Source organism: Pragia fontium (genome assembly GCF_900638655.1).
Classification (GTDB): Bacteria; Pseudomonadota; Gammaproteobacteria; order Enterobacterales; family Enterobacteriaceae; genus Pragia; species Pragia fontium.
Map to the genome: position 1 here is coordinate 1,393,783 of NZ_LR134531.1, position 26,290 is coordinate 1,420,072.

Annotated in this window: 29 protein-coding genes; 13 read left to right on the forward strand and 16 right to left on the reverse strand. The window is 44.3% G+C overall.

Features of this window, described 5'->3' with window-relative positions; genetic code table 11:
- Nucleotides 1-109 precede the first annotated feature (109 nt).
- The 5 genes from EL341_RS06050 to copC all read right to left on the reverse strand — a co-directional run bounded on the left by EL341_RS06050 (nt 110) and on the right by copC (nt 6,082).
- Nucleotides 110-1,357, reverse strand: a complete 1,248-nt coding sequence (locus tag EL341_RS06050; protein ID WP_074820877.1) for a c-type cytochrome — start codon at nt 1,355-1,357, stop codon at nt 110-112.
- The gene (locus EL341_RS06055) at nt 1,354-1,908 is read right to left on the reverse strand and encodes a (2Fe-2S)-binding protein (protein ID WP_074820880.1); all 555 of its coding nucleotides are present in this window, start codon (nt 1,906-1,908) and stop codon (nt 1,354-1,356) included. The genes EL341_RS06050 and EL341_RS06055 overlap by 4 nt, the downstream gene beginning before the upstream one ends.
- On the reverse strand, nt 1,905-4,694 hold the full coding sequence (locus tag EL341_RS06060) for a xanthine dehydrogenase family protein molybdopterin-binding subunit (RefSeq protein ID WP_126467347.1): 2,790 nt from the start codon (nt 4,692-4,694) through the stop codon (nt 1,905-1,907). Before EL341_RS06060 ends, EL341_RS06055 begins: the two co-directional genes overlap by 4 nt.
- A gap of 113 nt (nt 4,695-4,807) precedes the next feature.
- Entirely contained in the window at nt 4,808-5,629 is an 822-nt protein-coding gene (copD, locus tag EL341_RS06065) for a copper homeostasis membrane protein CopD (protein ID WP_232036592.1), read from the reverse strand.
- 63 nt (nt 5,630-5,692) lie between these two features.
- Entirely contained in the window at nt 5,693-6,082 is a 390-nt protein-coding gene (gene copC, locus EL341_RS06070) for a copper homeostasis periplasmic binding protein CopC (RefSeq protein WP_074820888.1), read from the reverse strand.
- 394 nt (nt 6,083-6,476) lie between these two features.
- On the opposite strand from copC, the gene leuE reads away from it, so the two are divergent.
- The 4 genes from leuE (at nt 6,477) to EL341_RS06090 (ending at nt 8,578) form a co-directional block, all read left to right on the forward strand.
- Complete coding sequence (leuE, locus tag EL341_RS06075; RefSeq protein ID WP_074820890.1) at nt 6,477-7,121, forward strand: leucine efflux protein LeuE; 645 nt, start codon at nt 6,477-6,479, stop codon at nt 7,119-7,121.
- A gap of 126 nt (nt 7,122-7,247) precedes the next feature.
- A complete protein-coding gene (locus EL341_RS06080; RefSeq protein WP_126468247.1) occupies nt 7,248-7,559 on the forward strand; it encodes a hypothetical protein in 312 nt (103 codons plus the stop codon).
- Between the two features lie 168 nt (nt 7,560-7,727).
- Nucleotides 7,728-8,111, forward strand: a complete 384-nt coding sequence (locus EL341_RS06085) for a hypothetical protein (RefSeq protein WP_047780583.1) — start codon at nt 7,728-7,730, stop codon at nt 8,109-8,111.
- 233 nt (nt 8,112-8,344) lie between these two features.
- The gene (locus EL341_RS06090; protein ID WP_047780584.1) at nt 8,345-8,578 is read left to right on the forward strand and encodes a YceK/YidQ family lipoprotein; all 234 of its coding nucleotides are present in this window, start codon (nt 8,345-8,347) and stop codon (nt 8,576-8,578) included.
- Nucleotides 8,579-8,742: 164 nt separating this feature from the next.
- On the opposite strand, the gene EL341_RS17835 is transcribed toward EL341_RS06090, so the two are convergent.
- Complete coding sequence (locus EL341_RS17835; RefSeq protein WP_412178050.1) at nt 8,743-8,955, reverse strand: ECs_2282 family putative zinc-binding protein; 213 nt, start codon at nt 8,953-8,955, stop codon at nt 8,743-8,745.
- Nucleotides 8,956-9,331: 376 nt separating this feature from the next.
- Between EL341_RS17835 and endA the strand changes: the two genes are divergently transcribed.
- Entirely contained in the window at nt 9,332-10,042 is a 711-nt protein-coding gene (gene endA, locus EL341_RS06095; protein WP_126467349.1) for a deoxyribonuclease I, read from the forward strand.
- Nucleotides 10,043-10,282: 240 nt separating this feature from the next.
- A complete protein-coding gene (locus tag EL341_RS06100) occupies nt 10,283-10,597 on the forward strand; it encodes a hypothetical protein (RefSeq protein ID WP_074820899.1) in 315 nt (104 codons plus the stop codon).
- Nucleotides 10,598-10,743: 146 nt separating this feature from the next.
- On the opposite strand, the gene prfH is transcribed toward EL341_RS06100, so the two are convergent.
- The 3 genes from prfH to EL341_RS06115 form a co-directional block, all read right to left on the reverse strand.
- Nucleotides 10,744-11,358, reverse strand: coding sequence for a peptide chain release factor H (gene prfH, locus EL341_RS06105; protein WP_074820903.1), 615 nt, complete (start codon nt 11,356-11,358; stop codon nt 10,744-10,746).
- Complete coding sequence (locus EL341_RS06110) at nt 11,355-12,494, reverse strand: RNA ligase RtcB family protein (RefSeq protein ID WP_074820905.1); 1,140 nt, start codon at nt 12,492-12,494, stop codon at nt 11,355-11,357. Before EL341_RS06110 ends, prfH begins: the two co-directional genes overlap by 4 nt.
- A gap of 211 nt (nt 12,495-12,705) precedes the next feature.
- Nucleotides 12,706-13,296, reverse strand: coding sequence for a YiiX family permuted papain-like enzyme (locus tag EL341_RS06115; protein WP_232036608.1), 591 nt, complete (start codon nt 13,294-13,296; stop codon nt 12,706-12,708).
- Between the two features lie 309 nt (nt 13,297-13,605).
- On the opposite strand from EL341_RS06115, the gene EL341_RS06120 reads away from it, so the two are divergent.
- From EL341_RS06120 to tatA, 7 genes are all read left to right on the forward strand, one after another.
- Nucleotides 13,606-14,208 (forward strand): CDP-alcohol phosphatidyltransferase family protein, encoded by a 603-nt coding sequence (locus EL341_RS06120; protein ID WP_114986449.1) that lies wholly within the window; start codon nt 13,606-13,608, stop codon nt 14,206-14,208.
- Nucleotides 14,209-14,223: 15 nt separating this feature from the next.
- Nucleotides 14,224-15,144, forward strand: coding sequence for a phosphatidate cytidylyltransferase (locus tag EL341_RS06125; protein WP_047780589.1), 921 nt, complete (start codon nt 14,224-14,226; stop codon nt 15,142-15,144).
- 18 nt (nt 15,145-15,162) lie between these two features.
- Nucleotides 15,163-15,801, forward strand: coding sequence for a lysophospholipid acyltransferase family protein (locus EL341_RS06130; RefSeq protein ID WP_047780590.1), 639 nt, complete (start codon nt 15,163-15,165; stop codon nt 15,799-15,801).
- Nucleotides 15,798-17,558 carry a bifunctional alpha/beta hydrolase/class I SAM-dependent methyltransferase gene (locus EL341_RS06135; RefSeq protein WP_126467353.1) on the forward strand — a complete coding sequence of 587 codons (1,761 nt, stop codon included), beginning with the start codon at nt 15,798-15,800 and terminating at the stop codon, nt 17,556-17,558. The genes EL341_RS06130 and EL341_RS06135 overlap by 4 nt, the downstream gene beginning before the upstream one ends.
- Before the next feature lie 61 nt (nt 17,559-17,619).
- Entirely contained in the window at nt 17,620-18,945 is a 1,326-nt protein-coding gene (locus EL341_RS06140; RefSeq protein WP_074820919.1) for a phosphatase PAP2/dual specificity phosphatase family protein, read from the forward strand.
- Nucleotides 18,899-19,363, forward strand: coding sequence for a hypothetical protein (locus EL341_RS06145; RefSeq protein WP_126467355.1), 465 nt, complete (start codon nt 18,899-18,901; stop codon nt 19,361-19,363). The genes EL341_RS06140 and EL341_RS06145 overlap by 47 nt, the downstream gene beginning before the upstream one ends.
- 122 nt (nt 19,364-19,485) lie before the next feature.
- Entirely contained in the window at nt 19,486-19,683 is a 198-nt protein-coding gene (gene tatA / locus EL341_RS06150; protein WP_047780593.1) for a Sec-independent protein translocase subunit TatA, read from the forward strand.
- An 81-nt stretch (nt 19,684-19,764) separates the two neighbouring features.
- On the opposite strand, the gene lipA is transcribed toward tatA, so the two are convergent.
- The 7 genes from lipA to mrdB all read right to left on the reverse strand — a co-directional run bounded on the left by lipA (nt 19,765) and on the right by mrdB (nt 26,279).
- Nucleotides 19,765-20,730 (reverse strand): lipoyl synthase, encoded by a 966-nt coding sequence (gene lipA / locus EL341_RS06155; RefSeq protein ID WP_047780594.1) that lies wholly within the window; start codon nt 20,728-20,730, stop codon nt 19,765-19,767.
- Nucleotides 20,723-21,391, reverse strand: coding sequence for a lipoyl(octanoyl) transferase LipB (lipB, locus tag EL341_RS06160; RefSeq protein ID WP_175474932.1), 669 nt, complete (start codon nt 21,389-21,391; stop codon nt 20,723-20,725). Before lipB ends, lipA begins: the two co-directional genes overlap by 8 nt.
- A 157-nt stretch (nt 21,392-21,548) precedes the next feature.
- Nucleotides 21,549-21,968 (reverse strand): VOC family protein, encoded by a 420-nt coding sequence (locus tag EL341_RS06165; protein ID WP_047780596.1) that lies wholly within the window; start codon nt 21,966-21,968, stop codon nt 21,549-21,551.
- Nucleotides 21,969-22,242: 274 nt separating this feature from the next.
- Nucleotides 22,243-22,506, reverse strand: a complete 264-nt coding sequence (gene ybeD, locus EL341_RS06170; protein ID WP_074820925.1) for a DUF493 family protein YbeD — start codon at nt 22,504-22,506, stop codon at nt 22,243-22,245.
- Nucleotides 22,507-22,631: 125 nt separating this feature from the next.
- The gene (gene dacA / locus EL341_RS06175; protein ID WP_047780598.1) at nt 22,632-23,858 is read right to left on the reverse strand and encodes a D-alanyl-D-alanine carboxypeptidase DacA; all 1,227 of its coding nucleotides are present in this window, start codon (nt 23,856-23,858) and stop codon (nt 22,632-22,634) included.
- Between the two features lie 130 nt (nt 23,859-23,988).
- Nucleotides 23,989-25,158 carry an endolytic peptidoglycan transglycosylase RlpA gene (gene rlpA / locus EL341_RS06180; protein ID WP_074820928.1) on the reverse strand — a complete coding sequence of 390 codons (1,170 nt, stop codon included), beginning with the start codon at nt 25,156-25,158 and terminating at the stop codon, nt 23,989-23,991.
- Nucleotides 25,159-25,169: 11 nt separating this feature from the next.
- Nucleotides 25,170-26,279 carry a peptidoglycan glycosyltransferase MrdB gene (gene mrdB / locus EL341_RS06185; protein ID WP_047780600.1) on the reverse strand — a complete coding sequence of 370 codons (1,110 nt, stop codon included), beginning with the start codon at nt 26,277-26,279 and terminating at the stop codon, nt 25,170-25,172.
- Between the last annotated feature and the right edge of the window lie 11 nt (nt 26,280-26,290).

The following is a 26,290-nucleotide window of genomic DNA, read 5'->3' on the forward strand; positions in this document are numbered from 1 at the left end:
ATATTGGTCTAGGATGAATGTCGATATTCCAACCGAAAACACCATGGATGAATTTCACCGGTGTTTTCGGTCGAAAGACTACGCGTTTCCGGTAATGAAGAACGCAGGATTATTTATTTTCTCCACTCTGGCGTAGCGCCTTAACCTGTGTCTCGGTTACGTTCTCCGGTTGTCCTCCCCATGTTACCCGAAGGTAATTAACCAACGCGGTAATGTCATTGTCGCTTAACCGTTCAGCGAATCCAGGCATCGCCTGCATACTTTCTCCATTTGGGAAATCCTGGGCTGGAAGACCATCAAGTATTGAAACGATAAGATTATTAGCATCGGTCAAACGCAGGGTGGAGTTATCTTTCATCGCTACGGCTACATGAGGCTTCCCTTCGCCATCACGGGAGTGGCATCCGGCACATTGATTCAAATAAATCAGTCGGCCATTTTCGTTTCCTTGCCCGGCCTGATATTGAGTCGCTGTTGGCGGGTGGTCTCCCATCAGATAGCTTGCCATAGCTTTTTTATCATCATTGTTTAAGTAGCGGGTGCTGAGATTAATTACGGTATGCATATCAGCAAATGCGCTGGTTTGTGGTGTGATGCCATAACCTATAAATTGGCTCAAACTTTCCGGCGTCCATCCTCGTTGAGATAGACCTTCCGGTGTAATATCCGGAGCGAGAATTCTACCTAAGGTTCCGCCTTGCATAGGTTTATCCTGATTAACCTGCCCCAGTATGCCTCTGGGGGAATGGCATTCACCACAATGACCAAGCGCGTTACTGAGGTATTGTCCACGCAGCCATTGTTCTGAAGCACCGATTGACGCTGGTTTGATTGGGGCGCTGTTTAAAAACAGCATATTCCAGCCAATTAATGCCATTCTCTGATTATAGGGGAAGGACAGTTGATTTTCTGGTGCTGGCTGTGTTACTGCGCTACGAGTCATAAGAAATGCGTAGATATCATCAGCATCTTTACGCGTTATTTCTTTGTACGAGGTGTAGGGCATGGCTGGATAAAGATGGCGTCCTGAAGGGGTGACCCCTTTAGTTATTGCCGAGTAAAAATCATCGCTAGTCCAGCGTCCGATACCAGCATCTGGATCCGGAGTAATATTGGTACCATAAATTGTACCGAAAGGCGTATCTAAAGCCACCCCCCCAGAGAACGGCGCTCTACCGGGACCAGTATGGCAGGCTTCGCAGTCGGCGGCTCTGACCAGATACTGACCTCGACTGATTTGCTCTTCGCTGGCTTTTACATGTTGAACCGGGCCATTGTAGGTTCGGTTTTCTCGCCACCATAACAGGGCAACAATCATCAGTAGTATGATGACGCCCCAGAGTAACAAACGTTTCATTTAGCTTCCTCCGTGAGCAATCCCGGCGTTTTTTCTATTACCTCTTTAACAGCTTGGTAATAACGGACATAGCCGGTACAGCGGCAAATATGATTCTCTAGCGCTTGGCTAATCGCTGTTTCCAGATCTTCAGCTTTGATGGGCTGCTTATGTAAGCGTTCGATAAGTAGCGTTGCTGCGGTGACGAATCCAGGTGTGCAATAGCTACACTGAAAGCTGTAGTGTTCAAGAAAGGCTTGCTGCACCGGGGTGAGTTCGGTGGCCTGACCAGCATCATCGACGGTAGCATATCCTTCAATGGTGCGAACTTTTTTACCATCAAAATAATGGGCTCCGGTGATACAGGTACGTACTTCCTCACTGACGCCGCTATCGTGATCGACAATAACTACGCAGGCATGGCAAATTCCCTGACCACAGCCTAGACGGGAACCCGTCAGGTCAAGGTATTCGTGCAGAAAATCAATCATCATCAACCCTTCTGGAACGTCTATTGGGCCATATAGCTGATTGTTGATAGTCAGGGTTAGAGGGCGGTTTTTCAGGCTCATGATAATACCTCACGAATATTTTCAGCGCGTACCGGCAGATCGCGGAAACGATGTCCGGTGGCATGGGCTATAGCGTTGACCAGTGCGGCGACTACTGGAATCATGACGACTTCAGCCATGCCTTTGGGAGGATCGGTTTCTGACAGAGCCGGAAGAATTTCTTCGCTCTGTTTCCAGACGGCAACGTCGCTGGCTCGAGGCAAATGGTAACGGTTAAAGTTCCAGGTGCCATTGCCCGGTCCATCTTCATATAGCGGTAAATATTCATGCAGAGCATGGCCAATACCCATAGCCAGACCACCCTGTAATTGACCAGAGACCAGTTCGGCAACAATCAGGTTTCCACACTCCATAATAGAGTGATGAGTGAGTAGTTCTACTTGCCCGGTGGCAATATCAACGGCCACTTCCGCCAATGTTCCAACGGCGCTGTAATAAGTGACCGCGGCATTGTTTCGCTGTACCGGAGGGTAATAAACCTGTTGACGTATTTGAGGTTCAAATTGGCCGTTAGCATGGCGAAGTGCCAGTCCATCGATGGGCAAGCGTAGTGTTTGATTACTGATGGTGAAATCGGCTTCTGCCCACTGCCAACGGTTAAATACGTGAACAATAGCACCGGTTATTGCTCCCATTTGATGTGCTTTCTGCGCCAAAATTTCCAGGCTCAGCACTTGCATACCGTTAGCGGTTAATCCTCCTTCAACCCAACGGGCATCTTCTTTACGAATAATATAGGGAGCCGCTTGGCCACCACCGATTCCCGTTTGCCAGATAGCCATAGCGGCAGGCCAGATCCCCTGATCAAAAATCAGACGGGCGGCTTCCCCAGTGCTATGGGAAAAATAATAGGCCGAGTTACTGGCGCTGGAAGGGGAACAGTAAGAGGGGGACCATTTGGGGTTCGTCTGTAACTTATCCTGTTCTTGCTGTGACATCTGGTAAGGATCACCGCTGGTTTCCACCGGTAATAGGGACCAGTCCGTCACGGAAAAATGGGCTTCATCGGCGGGTTTACCCAACCATTGGGCACAGATCACGGATTGAGAGGTTGACATGCCGGTGCCCATTTCTGCACCGCTATGATAGAGCGTTATTCGTCCATCTTCTGTCAGTTCAACCCGGGCGAACGAGGTTTCGGCCCCGGTACCGAAGTCTTTTTGTACGCAGCCAAAACCGACGCCGTAGCGTTTGCCGGGATGTTGGAACTCATAAGCTTGCTTATTCTGTTGACGCTGAAGCCAGAGTGGATGTTGTGCTGCTTTCTCTAACACTTCATCAGCTCGGATAGCACCTGCGGGAATGGCGCCTTGAGTGTTTTTCATGCCTGATTTCAGCACATTGCGTAAACGGAATTCAATGGGGTCGAGTTTGAGTTCTGCGGCAAGCTCATCCACCATCATTTCTGTTGCCGCCATGCTTTGCAGTGTGCCATATCCACGGGCTGAGCCGGCATCAAGCGCCCGTGAGGCAATACCAATGGAAGACAGATCGCTTTTTGGAAAATAGTAGATTGATTGCGCTGCGGTAGCGCCAACCATGACAACAGACGGCGTGAAATTGCTCCGCCCACCGCCGTTAGCCACCATTTCGGCTTTTATGGTTTGCATCATGCCGGACTGGCGGTTGACGGCGACAGTGTAATCTATGTCGAAAGCATGACGCTTTAACGACGATTGGAACTGTTCATAGCGATCGTTAGCCAGACGTATTGGATAGCCATCACCATAAAGTGAGGCCACAGTGCCATAATAGGGGAAATTATAGTGATCTTTAGAACCGTAGCCCACGGTATAGCAAGGGTGCAGAAAAACCTGCTTTATCGGTAGAAGGCTTTTGCTGGCCATTTGCGAAAGGCTTTCAACTACTTCTTGTGGTGACTGGGTCGGGATAACCAAATGTAGGCTCTGGCTTTCGGAATCGTACCAGCCGTTAGCATTATCGGGTTCTAATGCGGCGGTATCGATTGACTGAGTGGTGTAGCGCCGCGACATGACCAGCCAGTCCGTTGGTGGAGTTTGGAGTTCATCGGCAATATTTTGGGCGTAGAACATTCCTTGCTGATCTAATTTACCGCCTTGCTGCCCCTCAGGCCATACGGGTAGATGCTTTTTCATAGCGGAAGGAAATATCGGACTATCTTTCAGGCTGGAGAACAGATCATCATCGTTTGATGTTGTTCCACCCACGCGCACATAGCGAAATATTCCCCAAGGATCGCGTTCTAGTGGACCAGTTTTTTTACCGGAAAGAATCACTTCATTATGGAGTTTCAGTTTATCTTTAGCAAAACGGAAGCGGGCGAAATCGTGATATATCAAGATAGCGACCGCTTGCCCCAAATAAGCGGGTGTTTTGCCTATCGGTAGCAACATGTCTTCGCCATAGAATGCCGGGAAAGCCAGACCATCCCGCATCAGATCTTCGGCCGTAACCAGTCGATCGGGGTAGAGGTCTTCTCCTAATAAGGAGAGGTCGAGGCCCTGATACAAACTATCCGCTTGGGTGACGCGTAAGATAAAAGCATGACCTTGTTTTTGAGGCCAGTGGGGCATATCTCTGGCACGAATATCTCGGGCGAAGACCTTTTTGCCCATGACTTTGGATTGTCCATCGATGCGAAAACGAATGCGTTTATCTTTAGCGTCCCATATCGGGGATTGCAGGATCTTATTTTCGAACAGTGCGGCATAGGCCCGGCTATAGAGCGGAGCCAGATAGACCGTTACGCCAGCAATAACTGCCATTTTGATAAAACTTCGCCTTGATGTACTGAAATTGCTCATCAGAAGTCTTTCCTTTTTATTGTGATTTTAGGAATAAGTATGGGTCAGTAAAGACAAAATGGCCTGTTTTCAGTGTGAAAAATATTGAATGAATTGAAAGCGGAAGGTTTAAATCAGACGGGAGAAAGGGTCGCAAATAGACTCACTAATGACAGTACTACAAATCCAAGAGCTATCTCTATTGTGGTTAAGAGAGTAAACCAACTTAATATACGGGGAGTACTTGATTTCATTCGGGGGACTAGCTGATAGCGGTTAAACAGCGCGATGGCAATCATTATTGCGACAATGGCGATTTTAACGCAGAGCAATAACTGATAGTAAGAGGACCAATCTAGCGGCCAGCGTTGCAGAATTAAACCACTATTGATGATGCCGCTGACAACAACCAATAACACAGCCACATGACCCAGATGCGAAAATCGTACCATCGACTTTACGGCATCAGCATGTAGTTCGGTGCTTGCCAGATAACGCAGGCAGACTAAGAGCGGAATTAATGTTCCTAGCCAGTATCCACCGCTGAGGAGGTGAATGGCGTGATTAATACGGTGTAACCAACCCAATAGCCCACTATGTAACGTTACATGGCCGACAAAACCAAGATTAATCAGCAGTAAGGTAGAAAACAGCAGGCTCAGGTTAAATCGATATTGAGGTTTTAATCTTAGGCATAGTATCGCAGCTGCAGAAAATATAATTTGCCAACGCCAAGCCTGTCCAAACGCGGTATCCAGTACGGCACTCAAGATGGAGAGATTAAGCATATCTGACCAGCCATCCCCCATCAGTCCCGCCTGAACAGAGATCATGTCTACTGACGTCAGCATTAATGTCAGTATTGAGGCTATTAAAGTAGTGTTGAGTTGCGTGCTTAATACTGGTCTGAGTGTTTGTGTGCTGAGACACACTACGAAGATACTGATGCCAAACATCAGTATCACCATAGAAAAATGGAGTAACCTTAGCAGAATATAGAGGGTATCCAGGCTCATTTATCAGGGCTTAACAGAAAAGTGATAGCTACCCTTAGTTTTATGACCATCAACGGAAACGACTTGCCAATCCACGGTATATTGACCAGCACTCAGTGGCTGTTTTATTGTCGTCATAATACGTGTGTTGTCGTTAGTATCAAGGGCGAGAGTGCCTGTTTCTATTGCTTTTTTATCTGAACCTATTAGGGTGATTTTGCTGAATTTAAGCTCAACACCTTCAGAAAATGTGAGTGAAATATCGACAGGTGAAGAAGATACGGTGGTATCGGCTTCAGGTGATTGCAGTTTAAGGTGAGCGTGAGCCATTGCTTGCTGGCTGGTTAAACCAAATATAAATATTAAGGCAATGGAAAATAGGTGAAATACGTTACGTAATTGTGGCATAACCATAAAGCGATATCCTTGTGGCAATGATGTAAGAATTTACTGTTGGAACAAAATGTTAACATTCATTATTCATCTTGTATACAATTGATAACTGTTCTCATTGGTTGATAAATGAGTAAGACATAAAGCCCTTCACTATTCATCTATAAAAATTTAGTTATTCACTAAAATCTGACAATTACTCCTGTTTTATCTGATAATTTATTTTTATTGAAATTTAATTTCATTTAAATGGTATTTGCTTGGTGTTAAGTGTTGTGTTTTTGTTTTTGTGTAGTTTTATTAAGAGTTTTGTTGGTTTGATTTTAGTTTATTTATCTGTATATTTTCATGCATTATTAGAGATGAATAATTCTGATTGTTAAACTGGTTATGTAGGGGCGTAGGGTGGGCGAAAATGCTTGAAAGCTTTGGTGTGATTAATCTCTGGACTTATATTATTGGTGTCACTGTTCTTACCTTGATTCCGGGCCCAAATTCAATTTTTGTGCTGACCAGTAGCGTGAAACATGGAGTGAAAGAGGGATATAAAGCTTCTTTCGGCGTTTTTCTGGGGGATGCGGCTCTGATTTTTTTAGCATTTATCGGTGTGGCGTCATTAGTCCGTACTTCCCCGCTATTTTTTGACGTAGTGAAATATGCCGGGGCGGCATATTTATTGTATCTTGGTGGACGGATTCTCTATACCACTCTGATAAAGAAAGAACATCATCCTGTGGATGATATGCCAAAAGCGACCAAAGACCATATTTTTCGAAAAGCGCTACTGCTGAGTTTAACGAATCCTAAAACCATTATTTTTTACGTTTCTTTTTTCGTGCAGTTTGTTAATCCTGATTATCCAAATACGGCGGTGCCTTTCTTTATATTGGGAAGTATTCTGGAAACATTCAGTATGATCTATCTATCCGTGTTGATTTTCAGTGGTGCAACGCTGTCCTCAATGTTTAAACAACGCTATGGCTTGGCTAAATTATCGAATGGGTGTGTTGGTGCATTGTTTTTGGCTTTTGGTTTAAAGCTGGCTCTGGCAACCTCATAACTTTTTAGCACTGGAAAAAACCACCTTAATTTATAAAGGTGGTTTTTTTATAGCTGCATTATCAAAAAATTGTTATATACATGGAAAATAGTGCAACTCGATAAAGTTTATAGCGAGAGAAACATGATTATTGCTCGTACCTGGCATGGCTGTGTCCCTCTGAAGTACCGGGATGGATTTGCCGCTCATTTACAGTTGACGGGAGTTCAGCATTCGCAATCAGTTAATGGCAATTTAGGGGCTTTTGTGCGACAAGAAATACAGGAAGGATGGGCGCATTTTTTTCTGGTTACTTACTGGGATTCCTATGACAGCATAAAGGCCTTTGCCGGAGATAATTATTCTATTGCAGTGACTTACCAGGATGATGAAGTGTTTGAATTACTATCCGATCCTTTTGTATTTCATCATGAAGTTAGTCAAGTTAACCCCATCTAATCCTTTAAATGAATATTGTTTTGTTAACATAGTGAAAGCTTGCTTGAGATAGCTTGAATAACCTGATATTAAATAAAATATTATTGACGGTAGGCGTTGTTTAAACGACAGCCTGAATCATTTATTATCCGCTTGTAAGGGATTTGATATAAAAGGGAAGTATTGGTCATGGGAAAAAAATTGCTGGCGTTATTGATGGTCGGTGGATTAGCCAGTGCATTGGGTATATCCATTGTTCACGCTGAGAGCTATGAGGTCTGCTACCAAAAATATACCGACTCGTCTGGTCATCGCGCCGTTTCTCTTACTGACTGTCAAGGTAATGATTATGTCGTACGTCCGCAGTCAGCGCGTTCTAACTCGGTCGTTTCAGGTTCAGAACGACGGATGTATTCCCGTGGTCCAGAGCCATCGTCAAGAAGCCAAGTACAAACTGATGAGTCGACTTATGCCCGAGAGCGCTGGTGTGATGATACCGGCTGCTATCGTATTAGAAATAAACCTGACCTATGCATACTAGAAGTTACGGGTGAATTAGTTGACTGTAACTGAGGTTATTATCGCTCGACTATTAGATTAAAGCGTATTTTTTAGATTAAAAATACGCTTTAATGCGTGTTATTACTATTTTTTATCTTTTCTTTGGTTTGATATTGCACAGTTATTTCCATTATTTTTGCGCTCTTTCATTTTAAGTTAAAACTGCTGGATTGCTGAAATAAGTCATTTCATTATTTATCACGCTCGGATTAACAGAGTATGGCGAGTTTAGAGGTGGGTTGGTGATGTATAGTAAAATAGCTATTTTTGTTTTGTTCTGTTCATTGTTGTCTGGGTGCGGTAGCTTCGCCAGCCGCTTTGAAGGGGGATATCATGATGAATATTATTCAGGAATAAAGTACTCTTTAAGCCAAGCAGATAGTGGAGATGGTCTGTATTATATAGATGTGCCGTTTTCTTTTATTTTTGATACCGTTATGTTACCCGTTGATGCTATCCGTATCGAATCGAGTCGATAATTATCGTTTTTCATTTCTTGATATCGCGTTAATATTTTTATTAGCATAAGAATGAGTTGGTTACATTGTTAATAATATTTTAAAGATTAGCCCCTTATTAAATAGCCTCTATCGATGAGGCCAGGTAAGAGTGTGATAATATGTAGTTAGAAATATACGGACTATCAACTTACAGTCATGCTGCCAAGTATTTTTCTCTGTATAATCAGTTGGATACGCCTGATTTTATGTTCGGTGATATCACGTAGAGCTACGGGGTTATAGCACCGTGAACAGATGGCACCATGAATATCATTCAGGGCGTTAATCTGATGGCTTGAGCGGAAAGAATCATTGCCACACTTTGAGCATTGGAATGTAAAATCAGGATACATCATAACCTCTTTATGTGTGATTAAATATAAAACGTATGGGTAAGTTATACCATAGATAATATTTAAATATAGATGTTCTTTAGTACACTTAATTTGAGATTGTTGTTTCAGTTTTATTTTTTGTTATATTTTTATCGATAACTAGTGGGTTTTTCATATGTTAATTATCATTTTTAATGTGACATTTATTTAACATTTGAAATTATATTAAATGTAATTGACTGTTATTAGTATAATATATTTTCATTGTTTATAGTTGCGTTGTTTATTATATGTTGCCGGTATTATCTGGTGTTCCTTTGTTCTCAGTGTTGTCATGGTAGAAGGTATCCGTTAATCTTTAAGCTGTGGTATCAAAATTTTTTAGATTTTTGGTAATATGAATCGTAATATTTTTTTATTTTCTGTTTGTAGTTTATTTTTTTTTCCAGAGCATATATTGGGTGCTACATCCCCTAAACCGATTAGCTTTAGCAAGGCTAAACAGCTAGCTATTGAAATTCATCAAAATAAAGCTCGATCGTTTTATTGTGGCTGTAATATCCAATGGTTAGGTAAAAAGGGGATTCCAGATTTAAAAAGCTGTGGTTATCAAATAAGGAAGAATGAAGTAAGGGCTAAGCGCATCGAGTGGGAACATGTTGTTCCTGCCTGGCAATTTGGTCATCAGCGTTTATGTTGGCAGAAGGGTGGAAGAAAAAACTGCAGTAAAGATCCTATTTATAATGTGATGGAAACGGATTTACATAATTTGCAGCCCGCAATAGGTGAAGTTAATTACGATCGTTCGAATTTTCAGTTTGGGCAATGGAATGGGTCGGCAACACAATACGGGCAGTGCCAAATGAAAATTGATTTTAAAAATAAAAGCGTCGATCCTCCTGAAAGAGCGAGGGGAAGTATCGCCAGAACCTATTTCTATATGCGGGATCGCTACCGCTTACGCTTGTCAAAGCAGCAAACAGAGTTATTCAAAGTTTGGAACCTGTTTTATCCGGTGAACCATTGGGAGTGCGAAAGGAATAACAGAATTTTAAAAATACAGGGCAACGATAATCCGTATGTCACTACATTATGTAATAAAATTTAAAGATAATATTTAATGATAGTATTTGGTTTTTAAAACTATAGTTTTTTTCTTTATTAGTTTTTGTCTCTGAATTATAGAAAAATAACATAGTTTATAGATTTCTAACTTTATATGATTTAATTAAATCATATTGTTAAAACTACTCAATAAAAATATTTGATGTTATAATTTTTTCGAACAATCATAATATTGTTCTAAGTTGTTGTTTAATTTTAAATTATATTTCAAGGAAATGAATAAATGAAATCTTCCCGCGTTCTTCTTTCTACTGTTGTCGCTTTTTCTTTATTAGCTTTAAGTGGTTGTGGTGAAAAAGAGCCAGCTAAAGCGGCAGATAATGGTTTACCAGCAGAGTGTAATGAGTACGTAACTACAGTGACGACTTGTGTGAACAAACTGGGTAAAGACAATAAGGCTATGGCCGATCAGTTTAAAACTCAAATGGATGCTGCGACTGAGTCTTGGAAACAAATGAGTGATAAAGAAGCGCTGAAAAACAGCTGTAAAGCTGCAATGGACGCGTTTAAACCAGCGTTGTCCCAATTAGGTTGTTAATCTAATAATTACGCCGTAATGATATTTTATGGTTATTACGGCGTAGTATTTTCTAAGTTTTATTTAGATTTATTTTTGAAATATTTAGATTAACTTACTTTCATATCAATAACGGAATAACGTCTTATCCCGCTATTGTCCAAGCGTTATATCATTTTAAATCCAATATCTTTAAATATCAGTTGGGGATTTCCTCGCTCAATTTGGTGATGAAACATTCTTCGTTCTGATTTCAATTCGGCATCGGCTTGTTGCTTCAGCTGATCCAGCCGATGACTAATTAATAAAATTGCTAATCGCTTATTAGCATGCTGACTTCTCTCCGACTGCACTTTTACACTTATTCCTGTGGCAACATGTGTTGCTCGGATAGCTGAGTCGGTTTTATTAACGTGTTGTCCACCGGGGCCTGATGAACGCAAGGATTCAAAATGAATTTTGCTTTCCAGTTCCGGGTCTGGCTGTGAGAAGCGGGCAATACCAATAAACCAATTTTTTCGCTTATAGTTTGGACGATAAGGACTGCTACAGACCCAAAGTAGTGAGCCACACCAGCGTTCAGCCAGTGCTTCTGCTCCATGCCCATTAAGAGACACTAAAGCGGAACGTAGTCCATCAGGTAATCTGGCGGGTTCTGATTCCAGGCAATTAACTTCAATACCAAGAAGATTGGCTTCTTTTATCAATTGCTTTAATGCCTTACTAACGGCCAGACAGCATTCATCTGGCCCCTGAGCTGAGGAAAATTGCAAGAGTATCATTCGCTTTTTCCTCCGCTGGTTTTATAAGTTAAAACCGGTTTTAGACGGGCCAGCACCACAATGAGTTTGGCTCCGACCAGGCTGTCAATTACGCTACTAATAGATTTATAGGCTTCAGGCGCTTCTTCATAAATCAGTTGACGATCCTGACAGATAACCCGGCCACCCATTGTGGTTCGTTTAAGCTGCAATGGCGTAAAGCGCGACGATAAGCGACTTTTACATTCAGAACGCATCCATTTTCTACCTGCGCCATGTGCCAAAGAATACAGACTGTGCTCTGAGGCGATTGGCATAACCAGATAACTATAATCTCCACGAGAGCCAGGAATAATGACCGCGCCGCGGTTAGATGGCGTTGCACCTTTACGATGTAGCCAACCTTTCAATCCACTAATTTGGCAAGGTTCAACCAGATTATGATTAATATCTATCAGGCATTGACCATCGGTTTTTATTTGGTCAAGCAAGCGCTGTGCAATTAGCTGTCGATTCAGTTCGGCGAAGTGCAGGGCCTGATTGTGTTCGGTCATATAAACATCAGCATCTGCTGAGTTTTCCGTTAAGCCACCATGATTAAATTGATCGACGTGACGGCGCAAAATTGCCTGACCTAATCCCCGTGAGCCACTATGTACCAGCAGTAACAGGTTATGTTTATCCAAACCAAGTTGGTCGGTTATATCATGATGATAAATCTGATCTAATTGCTGTAATTCAGCAAAATGATTACCGCCGCCGATCGAGCCGAGGGAACCAGCAAACTCATGCTGTAACATATCAGGAGCAAGGCGCTCTGCCAGCCATTCTGGTTTGGCAAAATCTCCCATTCCCTGTACTTTTTTCTCTAATTTATCCAGCTGTAGCCGTTTGGCATCAATGCCGGTCTGCCAGAGGCTCATTCCGCAGCCTATATCATTGCCAACCAGAGCCGGATAAAAACGATTTACCGAGAAAAATGCCGCGCCAATGGGGTAACCTCGACCGGGGTGCAAATCAGGCATCCCGACAACATAGGTCATATCCGGCAGCGCTGCCGTTGTGTTTAATTGTTGGATCGCACTACCTTCGATCCAAGTGTCATCTGATGCGATATAGGAAACGCGATCAGATAAAGGACGAATAAAATTGCCCATATACCAATCCATATTGGAGAAAACATAAAAGTCGAATTGGCAGGCCGAAGCCGAGGGATAAAACGGGAAGGACTAACCCTGGATACGCCTGCAAAGGGTACTAATTTCAAGTTGTTGCATGATATACCTCCTTTGCCGCTGAAAAGTGAATTGAGTGAAAAACGGGCGCATCATAGGCTTGGATAAAATAAAATGCAATACGGCCAGTAAATTATTTTTGTCCGACAACGGTTAAGAACGGTGAGTCAAACATAGACTTAGGGGAAATAACCGTTTCATTATAAGGGATAGCCGTGCCGTAGCGTTCAGTCAGTTTGGCCTTTACTGCTGGTGACGTTAAATTAAATTCCCTGAGTTTTTGTTGTTGTCCAATCTTTAAACCCAATGCATTGAAATAGATTTTCCAGACCAGTTCTGAACAGTATTGTCGGTCATCAGACCAAGAAAAGGTAAGATCGTAGGGGCGATTAATGTAGTTTTGTGAAATTGACCATATTCGCTGCTTTTCCTTATTAGTTAGCATTTTTTTTAGTCTTTTGGCGACAAATTTCCCATCGACACCTCGCGTAATCCACGCCTCCAATGGCGTGAACTTCACACGATTTGACGCTTCAAAAACATAAGGTTGATTATTTTTAAACAGAATAATCCCCATATGGCTATAAATAGAATGAGTCGCTTGTTGTATAGCCAGACTCTGGGATGAGCGAGAGGTTTGAAAAATGATATCGCCCTGTTGAGGTTGATAGCCATAGCTTTTAGGAATAATAACTAACCATGAAGTGAGAAAAATAATGCTAATAAGGGCGATTTTTATTAGCTAACGAGATGAGGAGTTTGATGTAGTAGGCATAAGGGAAAGTGCTCTGATAAAGGAATTATGCGGTAACAATAATTTATTACGGTGAAGTTGCGGTGAAGTGTTAGGAATTGATCGTAATTAGCCATCATGTTGGCTAATATCAGCCGGTTAAGTAGGTAAACGTTATCATTAAAACCAAAGTGTTAAGTGAAGAAGGGGTGTTTTTAGTTGATTAGATAAATGGGGTGCTGTAGCGTGAAGCTATTATAGTGATAGGTATTTTTGATTATTGATGCTTCACAGGGAATTATGACTGTATACGATCTTAAACCTCGGTTTCAGGCTTTATTAAGACCTCTGTTAAAACGCTTATACCGTGCAGGTGTGACGGCAAATCAGGTCACATTAGCGGCGTTGGTGGCATCCATCTTGGTTGGTGGGCTGTTAACCGTTTTTCCTCTTGCTTCACTGTATCTTATTCTGCCCATTTTCCTGTTTATTCGTATGGCGCTTAATGCGATTGATGGCATGCTGGCGCGTGAGTTTAATCAACAATCTAAATTAGGCGCTCTGCTAAATGAAACCGGTGATGTTTTGTCGGATGTCGCGCTCTATTTGCCTTTTATGCTGTTACCAGGGGCCACGCCTTGGTTAGTGATATTAGCGGTCTTTTTATCCGCTTTTACCGAATTTTGTGGTGTTTTAGCACAAACGATCGGGGCTTCACGCCGCTATGATGGTCCAATGGGCAAAAGCGATCGCGCGTTTATTTTTGGCGCTTATGGACTGGCTATTTTTATCTGGCCGATATTACAGCAATGGAGCTGGCTGGTGTTTGGGCTGGTATCGGTTTTACTAATATGGACCTGTCTGAATCGCTGTCGTCGAGCGCTGGCAGAAGTTCGCTCATAGTCAGGGAGTCGTTATATGAGTCCGATATTAATTCGTGCACTAGTGATCATGTTTACTTTGCTGATAGTAGCCAGTATCACTATTCGGGTTTTATCTCTTAGATCGCCAGATAAAGACTGGACGGAATTACGCCAACGGATTACGACTTGGTGGTGGATTGTGATTGTGTTTGCGCTGGCGATTTCCACGCCAAGGGCTATTTCACTCACCATTTTTGCCATTATCAGTTTTCTGGCACTTAAAGAGTATCTCACGCTTATCCCAACCCGCCGTTCTGACCATATGCCTCTGTTATGGGCCTATATTGCTATTCCGATTCAGTATTATTTTATTGGTATTGAGTGGTATAGCATGTTTTTGGTGTTTATTCCGGTTTATGTCTTTCTGTTTCTCCCGATGCGAATGGTGCTGATTGGTGATAACAAATCGTTTTTGCATTCGGCCGCCATGTTGCATTGGGGGGTAATGACTACGGTGTTTGCCATTAGTCATGTGGCTTATTTAACTGTGCTGCCTGACTCCGCGCCGGAAACCGGTCCACTGCTGGTGATTTTTTTGGTTGTCCTGACGGAGTGTAACGATATTGCCCAATATCTTTGGGGTAAGTCGTTTGGCCGGATTAAAGTGATTCCGAAAGTGAGCCCCAACAAAACGTTAGAGGGATTACTTGGCGGCGTTGCTACCACCATGTTTTTAGCTTGGTTGTTAGGCGGTATTTTGACGCCGCTTAACGGTTGGGAGTCAATCTTGGTTGGTTTGCTGATTGGTGTCGCGGGCTTTATTGGTGATGTGGTGATGTCGGCAGTGAAACGCGATATCGGGGTCAAAGATTCCGGGAAGCTACTACCGGGTCACGGTGGTATTCTCGACCGATTGGATTCCCTCATCTATACCGCGCCGTTGTTTTTCCATGTGCTGTATTATCTGCATTACTAATCGATTGGAGAAGGCGGGATGAACCGACTGTTACGTTTGCTGTTTGTCATATTGGTGGCTTATCCGGTGGTTTTAGCGTGGTTAGGTGTTTCAGTGGTTAACCGCAAACGCCTGCCGCATAAAGGACCGGCAATTATTATTGCGAATCATAATAGCCATCTGGATTTACTCACCTTGTTAACGCTGTTTCCATTATCGATGGTACACAATGTGCAGCCAGCAGCGGCAGCCGACTACTTTTTGAAAAATCGTTTTTTAGCTTGGTTTGCTACCCGAGTGGTGGGCATTATTCCGGTGATCCGTGGCGGTAATGCCCAGCAGAATGATCCACTGGCTGGCTGTGCTCAGGCATTGCAGCAAGGAAAAATATTGATTCTGTTTCCAGAGGGAACGCGGGGTGAGCCTGAACGGCTATCTGAATTCAAATCCGGGCTATGGTTTTTGTGCCAAAAGTTTCCAGACGTGCCGGTCATGCCGGTGTTTATGCATGGATTAGGCCGGGCAATGGGAAAAGGGCAGTGGATTCCTGTTCCATTTTTTATCGATGTGCATGTTGATGAGCCGGTTTATTGCCGTTCAGACAAAACAGCATTTATATCGGATATACAGCAGCGGTTTGAGTCGCTGCAAAATAGTGCACTAGGGAGAGAGCAATGAGTTTAGCTGAACCACGTATCGCCACGGAGAATGGGTTTACAACGTCTGATGGAACGGAGCTGTTTTATCGCTGTTGGCCTCAGAGAGAGGGCGTAGCGGATAAAGTGATCGTACTTTTCCATCGCGGACATGAACATTCCGGACGATTGCAGCATATTGTCGATGAGCTCAATATGCCCGATGTGCCGATGTACGCTTGGGATGCTCGCGGGCATGGTAAAACATCGGGAGCAAGGGGATACAGCCCGAGTCTGGGGACTTCCGTTAGGGATGTCGATGAGTTTGTTCGCTATGTCTCAGAACAAAGCGGCGTACCCATGGAAAATGTCATTGTCATCGCCCAAAGTGTTGGCGCGGTATTGGCTGCAACCTGGGCGCATGATTATGCACCGAAAATTCGTGGTCTGATTCTGGCTTCACCGGCCTTTAAAGTGAAACTGTATGTGCCGTTTGCTCGTACAGGACTAGGATTAATGCAGAAGTTTCGCGGTCTGTTTTACGTTAATTCCTATGTGAAAGGTAAATATCTGACCCACGATCGGCAGAGAATAGAGTCTTTTAATCAAGATCCGCTGATTACGCGCGCTATTGCGGTCAATATTCTGCTGGAACTGTATAAAACCTCTGAACGTATTGTGGCGGATGCTTCGGCGATTACGATACCAACTCAACTGCTGATTTCGGGTGATGATTATGTTGTGCATCATCAGCCCCAGCATCAGTTTTACGCGGGTTTAAATACGCCGATTAAAGAAAAGCATGTATTGGGTGGTTTTTATCACGATACGTTAGGTGAAGAACATCGACATATCGCGTTTGAAAAAATACGTGCCTTTATTGATAAGCTGTTTGCTATACCCCCGGTACGCCATGATTATTCTGAGGAAGATCGCTGGAGTTTTACTGCGGATGAATTCCGGGAACTGCAAGCGCCATTACCTCATTATTCAATCAAACGTTATTACTATCAGGGGCTAACCCACGGCATGGCTACGCTGGGCAAAGCATCAAAAGGAGTCAGCGTTGGTTTTGAAACCGGCTTCGATTCAGGCAGTACGCTGGATTATGTTTATCGTAATCGTCCTGAAGGTAACAATGCTTTTGGCCGTTTTGTTGATAAACAGTATCTGAATAGCATTGGCTGGCGCGGTATTCGTCAGCGTAAGGTCAATATTGAAACGTTAATTCGTCAGGCTATTCAGGAACTGAAAGATCGTGATATGCCAGTGCGTATTGTTGATATTGCCGCAGGGCATGGTCGCTATGTATTAGACGCTATCGGGGATGCTCAGGATATTGAGTCAATTTTATTACGTGACTACAGTGAACTGAACGTTGAGCAGGGTAAGAAAATGATTGCTGAACGTCATCTATCCGATAAAGCGGATTTTGTGGTGGGTAATGCTTTCGATCGTCAAAGTCTGGCAGAGATTAATCCCAACCCGACGTTAGGTATTGTTTCTGGTCTGTATGAGCTATTTCCTGAAAATGAAGGCGTTCAGGCTTCGTTAATGGGGCTGGCGGATGCCATTCCGGTTGGCGGGATATTAGTGTATACCGGACAGCCATGGCATCCGCAGTTGGAAATGATAGCCCGTTCACTCACCAGTCATCAAAGTGGTAAGCCTTGGGTGATGCGCCGCCGTACGCAAGGAGAGATGGATAGCATGGTTGAACGCGCCGGCTTTGTGAAAAGGGTGCAGTTAATTGATGATTGGGGAATTTTCAGCGTATCCATTGCTGAAAGAGTAAAATAGGCTTATTAGAGTATTGGCGATAGGTGCTGAATAACGGCACCTTATGGATTGAGTACGTCGGATGAATAATCACTTACCACCAACGCCAGACTCCCGCCGCCAGATTTGGCTGCGGGGCTTTATCTGGTTACTTTTTTTGGCTCCCTATTTTTTTCTGACCTATGGGCAGGTCAACCAGTTTACCGCTACGCGTGATGATATCGGCATATTGGTTTTTAGCTGGGAGTCTTCTATTCCATTTTTACCGTGGACGATAGTGCCTTATTGGAGTATCGATTTACTGTATGGCATTTCGTTGTTTATATGTACGACTCGCCGTGAATTAACGATACACGGTTGCCGATTAGTATTCGCTTCCGCAGTGGCCTGTGTGGGTTTTTTACTGATTCCTTTACGCTTTAGTTTTGTTCGTCCGGTGAGTGATGGGGCTTTCGGCTGGCTGTTTCAGCAGTTAGAGATGTTTGATCTACCCTATAATCAGGCGCCGTCATTGCATATTATTTTGCTTTGGCTACTGTGGCTGCGTTTTTATCCTCACGTTGCGGCAAAATGGCGCTGGTTATTGCATAGCTGGTTTGCCTTAATTGGTCTTTCGGTGTTAACCACTTGGCAGCATCATTTTATTGATGTGGTCAGTGGATTATTTGTTGGTGTGGTAATTAGCTATGCTTTACCGATTGCGTCTCGCTGGCGTTGGCAGCCAAGTGAGGATCCGTTTTCCCGGCGTTTAGCTGTTTACTATGCGACGGCAACGCTGGTATTAGTCACGCTAGCCGTTGCTTTAGGCGGTGGCTCTTGGCTGCTGCTCTGGCCAGCTTTCGCTTTATTTATGGTGGCGTTAGGCTATTGTGGTTTAGGTGATTCGATTTTCCAGAAAACCCCTTCCGGTGAGATATCTCCCTCGGCACGCATCTTATTGGCACCTTATCAAATTGGGGCGTGGTGTTCATTCCGTCACTTCAGTGCTAAATACGATCCGTACAATGAAATTGTTCCCGGCATTGTGTTAGGCAGCTATCCACGTAAAAATTTGCAGGTGAAAGCGGTGCTGGATATGACTTCGGAGTGGCAGAAAAGTCGTTATACTGGCAGTTTGGCGTATGCCGCTTGCCCACAGCTAGATTTATTAGCGCCAAGCGTAGCTGAGTTACAGCGGGCGGTTCAGGAACTCAATCAATTACACACTCAGGGCGATGTGCTGGTGCATTGCGCTCTTGGGCTGTCACGCAGTGCCACGGTGGTTGCGGCATGGCTGCTTCAACAAAATAAAGTATCCAACATTTCTCAGGCTATTGAGGTGATTCGTCAGGCTAGACCCGGTGTAATATTAAGGGAATCTCATGGCGATGTGCTGGAACAATGGGCCAGACAATATTTATCGAGGTAGCGTTATGCCAGAGCATCCGGTAGCAGGCAAAGTATTAATAGCGACGTTGGGCAGTTGGCGTTACTTTTCAGCATTGTCTGGGATGGCAATGTTATTCGTTTTGGTGATGTTATTGAGCAATAGCTATTCATTAGTTGTACTGGCTGTTGCAGTGGTGCTTGGATTGGTTTGCCAATATTATTGCTGGCGGCTTTGGCTGGACTGCCGTCTGTTTCAGATTTTTTATCAATATCCAGAAAAAAGTGATGTTTTTGATACGGCGATCAATATGTGTTGGGGGCGAGAGGGGGAAAATATCCGTAGTTTGGCTTCTCGTTGGTCTGGCGCACGTCGGTTACTGTATTTGGCCGCTGGTTGGATGCTAGTTCAATGGGGAACGATCCTGTTGTCGCTGGTGGTGTATGGTCTTCAAGGCTGATTACAGCGGCTGTTTTAATCTGTTACATTTCAAAAATTGTGATTGCATAATATTTATCGTACAAAGATAGTAGGGTTAATTACGTCGAGTTAATCGACAGCGGATAAAGTAAGAAGGTTCACATGGCTGGTATAAGCATTACTAAATTGTTGATCATTGGTGCACTGATCGTGCTGTTATTCGGTACGAATAAGCTTCGTTCGTTAGGGAGTGATTTAGGTGCAGCTATTAAAGGATTTAAGAAGGCGATGGACAACGATACCCCGCCAGCAGAAGCGAATACTGAAGCTCATGCTCCTCAGGTAGAAGATAAGAAGTAATTGATAAATTAGATTGGCTCTGAGGGTTGGTCTGATTAATCACAAAGGCGTGTAAAAACACGCCTTTATTGTTTCTGGCGTTTATTTGACTTCTTCGCCTTTCGCCTGCATATCTGCATGGTAGGAGGAGCGAACAAACGGTCCACAGGCTGCATGGGTGAACCCCATTGCCATAGCTTCCGCTTTCATCTCATCAAATTCAGCTGGACTGACATAGCGCTGAACGGCAAGGTGATGACGACTTGGCTGTAAATATTGACCCAGTGTCAGCATGGTGACGCCGTGGGCGCGCAGATCGCGCATCACTTCAATAATTTCCTGATTGGTTTCACCTAACCCGACCATTAGACCCGATTTGGTTGGGATGTCAGGATGTGCTTGTTTAAAACGCTCAAGTAGTTTCAGTGACCAGTTATAGTCAGCACCGGGGCGAACCTGACGGTAAAGGCGAGGAATATTTTCCAGATTATGATTAAACACGTCCGGTGGGGTCGCGGTTAGAATATCAAGTGCACGATCCATCCGACCGCGGAAATCGGGAACCAGCGTTTCAATCTTAATGGTCGGATTCTTTTGTCGAATCGCGCTAATACAATCAGCAAAATGCTGAGCACCACCGTCGCGCAGGTCATCACGATCGACAGAAGTGATCACCACATAGCGTAGCCCCATATCTTTAATGGTTTGGGCCAGTTTTTCGGGCTCATTAACATCCGGCGCCGTTGGCCGACCGTGGGCGACGTCGCAAAATGGACAGCGTCGGGTACAAATAGCCCCGAGTATCATAAAGGTGGCGGTGCCGTGGTTAAAACACTCTGCCAGGTTAGGGCATGAGGCTTCCTCACAAACGGAATGGAGTCCATTCTTGCGCATGGCGGCTTTAATACCCTGAATTCGGCTGGAGTCGGCAGGTAACTTTATTTTCATCCATTCAGGCTTGCGAAGCATTTCCTGACGATCGGTTTCTACCGACTTCACTGGAATAAGGGCCATTTTGTCTGCATCGCGATACTTAATGCCGCGTTCCATTTGAATTGGTTTACTCATAATCGTTAAGATTCCAATAACCTGGCTCGGGTTGCTGATAACCGAGCAATTGAATGAATTCCTGTACCAGGACGGGGTGAACTTGGTCAAAATTAGTTGCTGTAGCCAGCTGTTTAACCTGTGTCATCGGCATTCCGGCGTAGCCACAAGGATTGATGCGGTTAAAAGGCTCAAGATCCATATCGATATTTAGTGCCAACCCGTGAAAGGAACAGCCTTTGCGAATTCGCAAACCTAATGAACAGATTTTACTGCCATCAACGTAGACACCAGGGGCATCAGGTCGAGCTATGGCATTGATATTAAAACGCGATAGGGTATTGATTACCGTTTGTTCTATCGCCGTGACCAATTCGCGAACGCCTAGTTTCTTCCGCTTAAGGTCGATCATAACATACATTACTTGCTGACCGGGTCCATGATAAGTGACCTGACCACCACGATCGCTCTGAATTACCGGTATATCGCCCGCCGCGAGAACGTGCTCGGCTTTTCCCGCCTGACCCTGAGTAAATACGCGAGGATGCTGAACCAACCACAGTTCATCAGCGGTGCTGCTATCACGGCGATCGGTAAAATTATGCATAGCATGGGATACAGGTAGATAGGGCTGTAACCCCAGTTGGCGTAATATAATGGTGTCTTGTTGCAAGTAGGTCATCATAACGTTACGGAAATGGTGTAAGCATTATACTCACCGTTTTACCAGACCACCAGATGAAATCGGCATATTCAATCTATTAAAGTCATCGCTATCACTGCCTCCAAAACTGAAGGCAGTGATAATGGATGAAAATAGTGTATCTGGAATAGGGTGATTAGGTATCAGTATCGCTCATTACCATCCAGCCGACGCCGAAACGGTCAGTCAACATACCGAACCCACTTGACCAGAAGGTGCGTTGAAAAGGCAAATTGATTTTGCCACCGGCTGACAGTGAGCGAAAGAGTCGTTCGGCTTCAACTTTACTTTCCGCATGTAAGGACAGACTAAATCCACTGAATGATGCATGATTTTTATCACACTGACCATCTGAGGCCATAAACTGAGATTGTCCGACAGTAATATTGGCATGCAAAATTTTATCCTGCCATTCGTCGGGTACAGGAATGGTTAAGGCATCAGGAGACTCGCAGTAGCGCATCAGTACCGTAACTTCTGCACCGATACTTCGTTGGTAAAATTCCAACGCTTCTTCACAGTTACCGTTGAAAAACAGATAGGGTTGAACTTCCATAGCAATATCCCCCTTTGATTTACCATCAACAGAACCAACATTTGCCGCTCTGATCTCAAGAATAGTTCTGAGGGGCTAAATCTGCCATTGTTGTTCATTGTGGAGTTTTTCAGGTAACTATTTGTTTAACATATAAATTAATCAGGTGGGTTGGATTTGGTTACAGGGTTTTACATATTTATCTGCGAGAGGGAAAGCGTTGACCTTAATATAAGAAAAAACCGGATAGGGAGACTATCCGGTTTTTCAGGGTATAACCTTTTGCTGGTGCTAATTACAGCACCATGCGTACGATTTCGATATTACCCAACTCTTCATATAAGGTCTCAACCTGATCGATATGCGTTGCATTAATCGTGATTGAAACGGAGTGGTAGTTACCTTTGCTGCTAGTCTTAACCTGTGGGTTATAGTCACCGGGCGCATGGCGTTGTACCACTTCCACTACTTGGTCAACTAACTCAGGTTTCGCCTGGCCCATCACTTTATAAGTAAAAGAGCATGGGAACTCGAGTAGTTCGTTCAGTTTAGTTTTCATGGTTACTCCAACAAAATTAAAAAATAATATTGCCTATAAAAAGTATAGCTCCCTGAGTAAAGGGAGCTATAGCAATTTTGGGCTTATTGACTATATGGGGCCAGAAAATTATTTTTCAAGGGTGATTAACCAAACCAGCGATGGAACATCAGTTTGATATGGTCAACCATACGGCTGAAGAAACCACCTTCTTTCACTTCATTTAACACCACTAATGGGCGTTGTTCGATAGTTTTACCATCCAGTTGGAAGTTAATTGTTCCAACGGCTTGCCCTTTCACCAATGGAGCATTAATTTCGCTATTGGTCAGGGTGTAGCTGGCTTTGAGATCGTTCAAACGACCGCGTGGAATGGTTAAAGAGGCATTTTGGTCAACGCCCAACTGTACACGATCGGTATCACCAAACCATACTGGCTCAGAGGCAAACTCTTTTCCTACCTGTAGTGGTGTCACTGTTTCAAAGAAGCGGAAGCCCCAGGTTAATAGCTTTTTACTTTCGGCTTCACGGCCTTTAAAAGTACGTCCGCCCATCACCACCGAGATCAGACGCATATTACCTTCGGTCGCCGAGGCAACCAGATTGTAACCTGCCGCAGAGGTGTGGCCAGTTTTAATACCGTCAACGTTCAGGCTGGTGTCCCACAGGAGACCGTTACGGTTAGGTTGTTTGATATTATTAAAATAGTACTCTTTTTCTTTATAGACCAAGTATTCTTCTGGAACGTCACGAATCAATGCTTGACCAATCAGCGCCATATCGCGAGCTGAACTATATTGACCCTCAGCATCTAAGCCATGAGCCGTTTGAAAATGGGTATTTTTCAGGCCTAGCGCGTTAACGTAGTTATTCATAATGTTAACGAAAGCATCCTGACTACCGGCAACGTGCTCAGCCATCGCAACACAGGCATCATTACCTGATTGAATGATGATGCCACGGTTCAGGTCAGAGACTTTAACTTGCATCCCAGGCTGTAAGAACATCAGTGATGAGCCTTTGAATACAGGGTTTCCAGTGGCCCATGCCTCTTTGCTGATATTCACGTTGTCATTTAGACTGATCTTTCCTGCCTTAATGCTTTGCCCGATGACATAGCTGGTCATCATTTTAGTTAGGCTGGCCGGATCCCGGCGCGCATCGGCATTCATTTCTGCCAAGACCTTACCTGAGTTGTAATCAATCAGGATGTAGGCTTCAGCGTCAATTTGAGGAACCGCAGGAATAATCGTGGTTAGATTTACATCATCAGCGCTAACGACCGATGTGCTTCCTAAAGCGATTAAAGCACCCAAAGTTAGGCTTTTAAGCAGGGTATGACTGAACGTTTTTGAGGAAAGAGTCTGTTTCATAAGCGGGACAACAATATCCGTAAAAAGTTAATAACAGCCACAGTATAGCAGGTGGCGAGCTTAGGGGTATCTGAGATGTATTGTAAAATATGTCAGATACCGTTGAAATTTATTCCTATCGTAACGACAGTTATAACGATGTCGTCATAATAAAGCTGTTTGGCTGTCCCTGGCCTGATAAACGCTGTTGTAACTCCTGTGCTTGCTGTCTGGTGCTAAATGGCCCAAGCTGGATACGATAAAGCGCGCCAGCGCTGGAGACTTTTCCCGGCACATTCAACTGACTGCTTAATTTCGTTTGTAAATCTACAGCTCGTTGACGATCGTTTACTGCGCTGACTTGAACCATATAGCTTGCACTTGCTGAGGATGCGGTTTGGGCATTATCGGCATTGAGCGGCGCAGGAACGGTTACCGTTGAGTTGGGTGCCGCAGGGATATTGACTTTATCACCTTGCTGCGGCGCATTTAGCGTCAACGATTGATTATCCGGCGATGGAGTCGGGATCGTGGTTGCGGTTTGCTGCGCGGCTGGCACATTTACTTTCTCTGATTGTGGTGCATTCAGAATGAGTGAATGGTCATTAGCCGTAGGAGACGACAGGGTTAAATTATTATCTGGTTGAGCCGGAATATTCACGGGTTCATCCTGCTGAGCACTAAGCTGAGATGCGTTGGCTGGAGCAGCATTCAACATCGTCGGTGAGCCGATGGTTGGTCTATCGGGCAAATTATAGCTTCGTTTAGCAACCGTAGAGCCGATAGTACCGGGGCCGGAGAGCGTACCGTTTGGCGCAACGACAATAACATCCAGACGAACTTTGGTTTGATTGGTGACATTCAGGCGTTCTGCTGCTGCTTTAGAAAGGTCAATGATACGCCCTTTAGTGAAAGGACCGCGGTCATTCACTCTGACGATTAACTGCCGCCCGTTACTCAGGTTTGTTACCCGCACATAGCTGGGAAGAGGTAAAGTCGGATGGGCTGCCGTCAGTTCGTTAGCATCAAAAATTTCACCGCTAGCGGTTCTATTGCCGTGTAACTCTTTGCCATACCAAGTCGCCAGACCAATTTCGCTGAAGTTCTCTGGTTGAGTAACGATACGGTAGTTTTTACCGTTAACTTTATAGTCTTTTAAGGTGCCAACATTGTAAGGTTCATAGCGCGGTTCCACACCACTGACTTCTGTTGCCGGCCCGGTTTGAGGGAGTGGCGGTAAGGTAGTCATTGGCGGCGGCGTTGATTCACAGGCTGTCAGCAATAGCCCCATAATACTTATCCATAGCCACTGTTTACGCATTCAAGCAATCCTCAGACGTTTTTCGAAAGTAATTTTCTGTGGGTATGTATTGACATGATAATACCCAATCCAGCCATTAGCACAATTAAGGCGGAACCGCCGTAGCTGATAAACGGTAACGGTACGCCAACTACCGGCAAAATTCCACTCACCATACCGATATTGACAAAAACATACACACAGAGAATCATCACAATACCGCCAATTAATACCCGGCCAAAACTGGTTTGGGCATGTGCTGCGAGTACAAAACCGCGGATGATGACGCACAGATAAAGCGCTAGCAATACCAGTACGCCTACCAGTCCAAGCTCTTCGGCGAGCACGGCAAAGATGAAATCGGTGTGGCGTTCAGGTAGAAACTCTAATTGTGACTGGGTGCCATGCAACCATCCTTTTCCCCACAGTCCACCTGAACCGATAGCAATTTTAGACTGAATAATATGGTAGCCAGCACCTAGCGGATCAGTCTCAGGATCCAACAGCATCATGACTCGGCCACGTTGATAGTCATGCATCAGAAAGAACCACAGTATAGGAATAAATGCGGCTAGTGCGAGTAGCGCCACCAGAATCAACCGCCAGCTCATACCCGCTAAAAACAGGATAAATAATCCTGAGGCAGCAACTAAAATCGAGGTACCAAGATCGGGCTGAGCAGCAACCAAGAAGGTCGGGAAGAAAATCAGCACCAGAGCAATACCGGTATTTTTCAGCGAAGGGGGACAGGAGTCACGGTTAATATAACGGGCAACCATCAGTGGAACTGCAATTTTTGCAATTTCAGACGGTTGAAAGCGAACAAAGCCTAAGTCCAGCCAACGCTGAGCCCCTTTACTTATCTGACCAAAAACATCGACTAAAATTAATAGGATAACGCAGAAAACATACAGATAAGGCGCCCAGTTTTCATAGACACGGGGCGGTATTTGCGCCATAACCAGCATGATAGTCAGGCCAATAACGGTTTGGCTGACCTTACGCTCCATCATATCAATATCCTGCCCGCTGGCGCTCCACAGTACAAAAAAGCTGTAGGCCAACAGCAGCAGTAAGAAGAATACCATGATGGGGTCAATATGGATTTTGGTCCAAATTGTGGGTTTTTTGTTATCGCTCATTCGCTATTTAT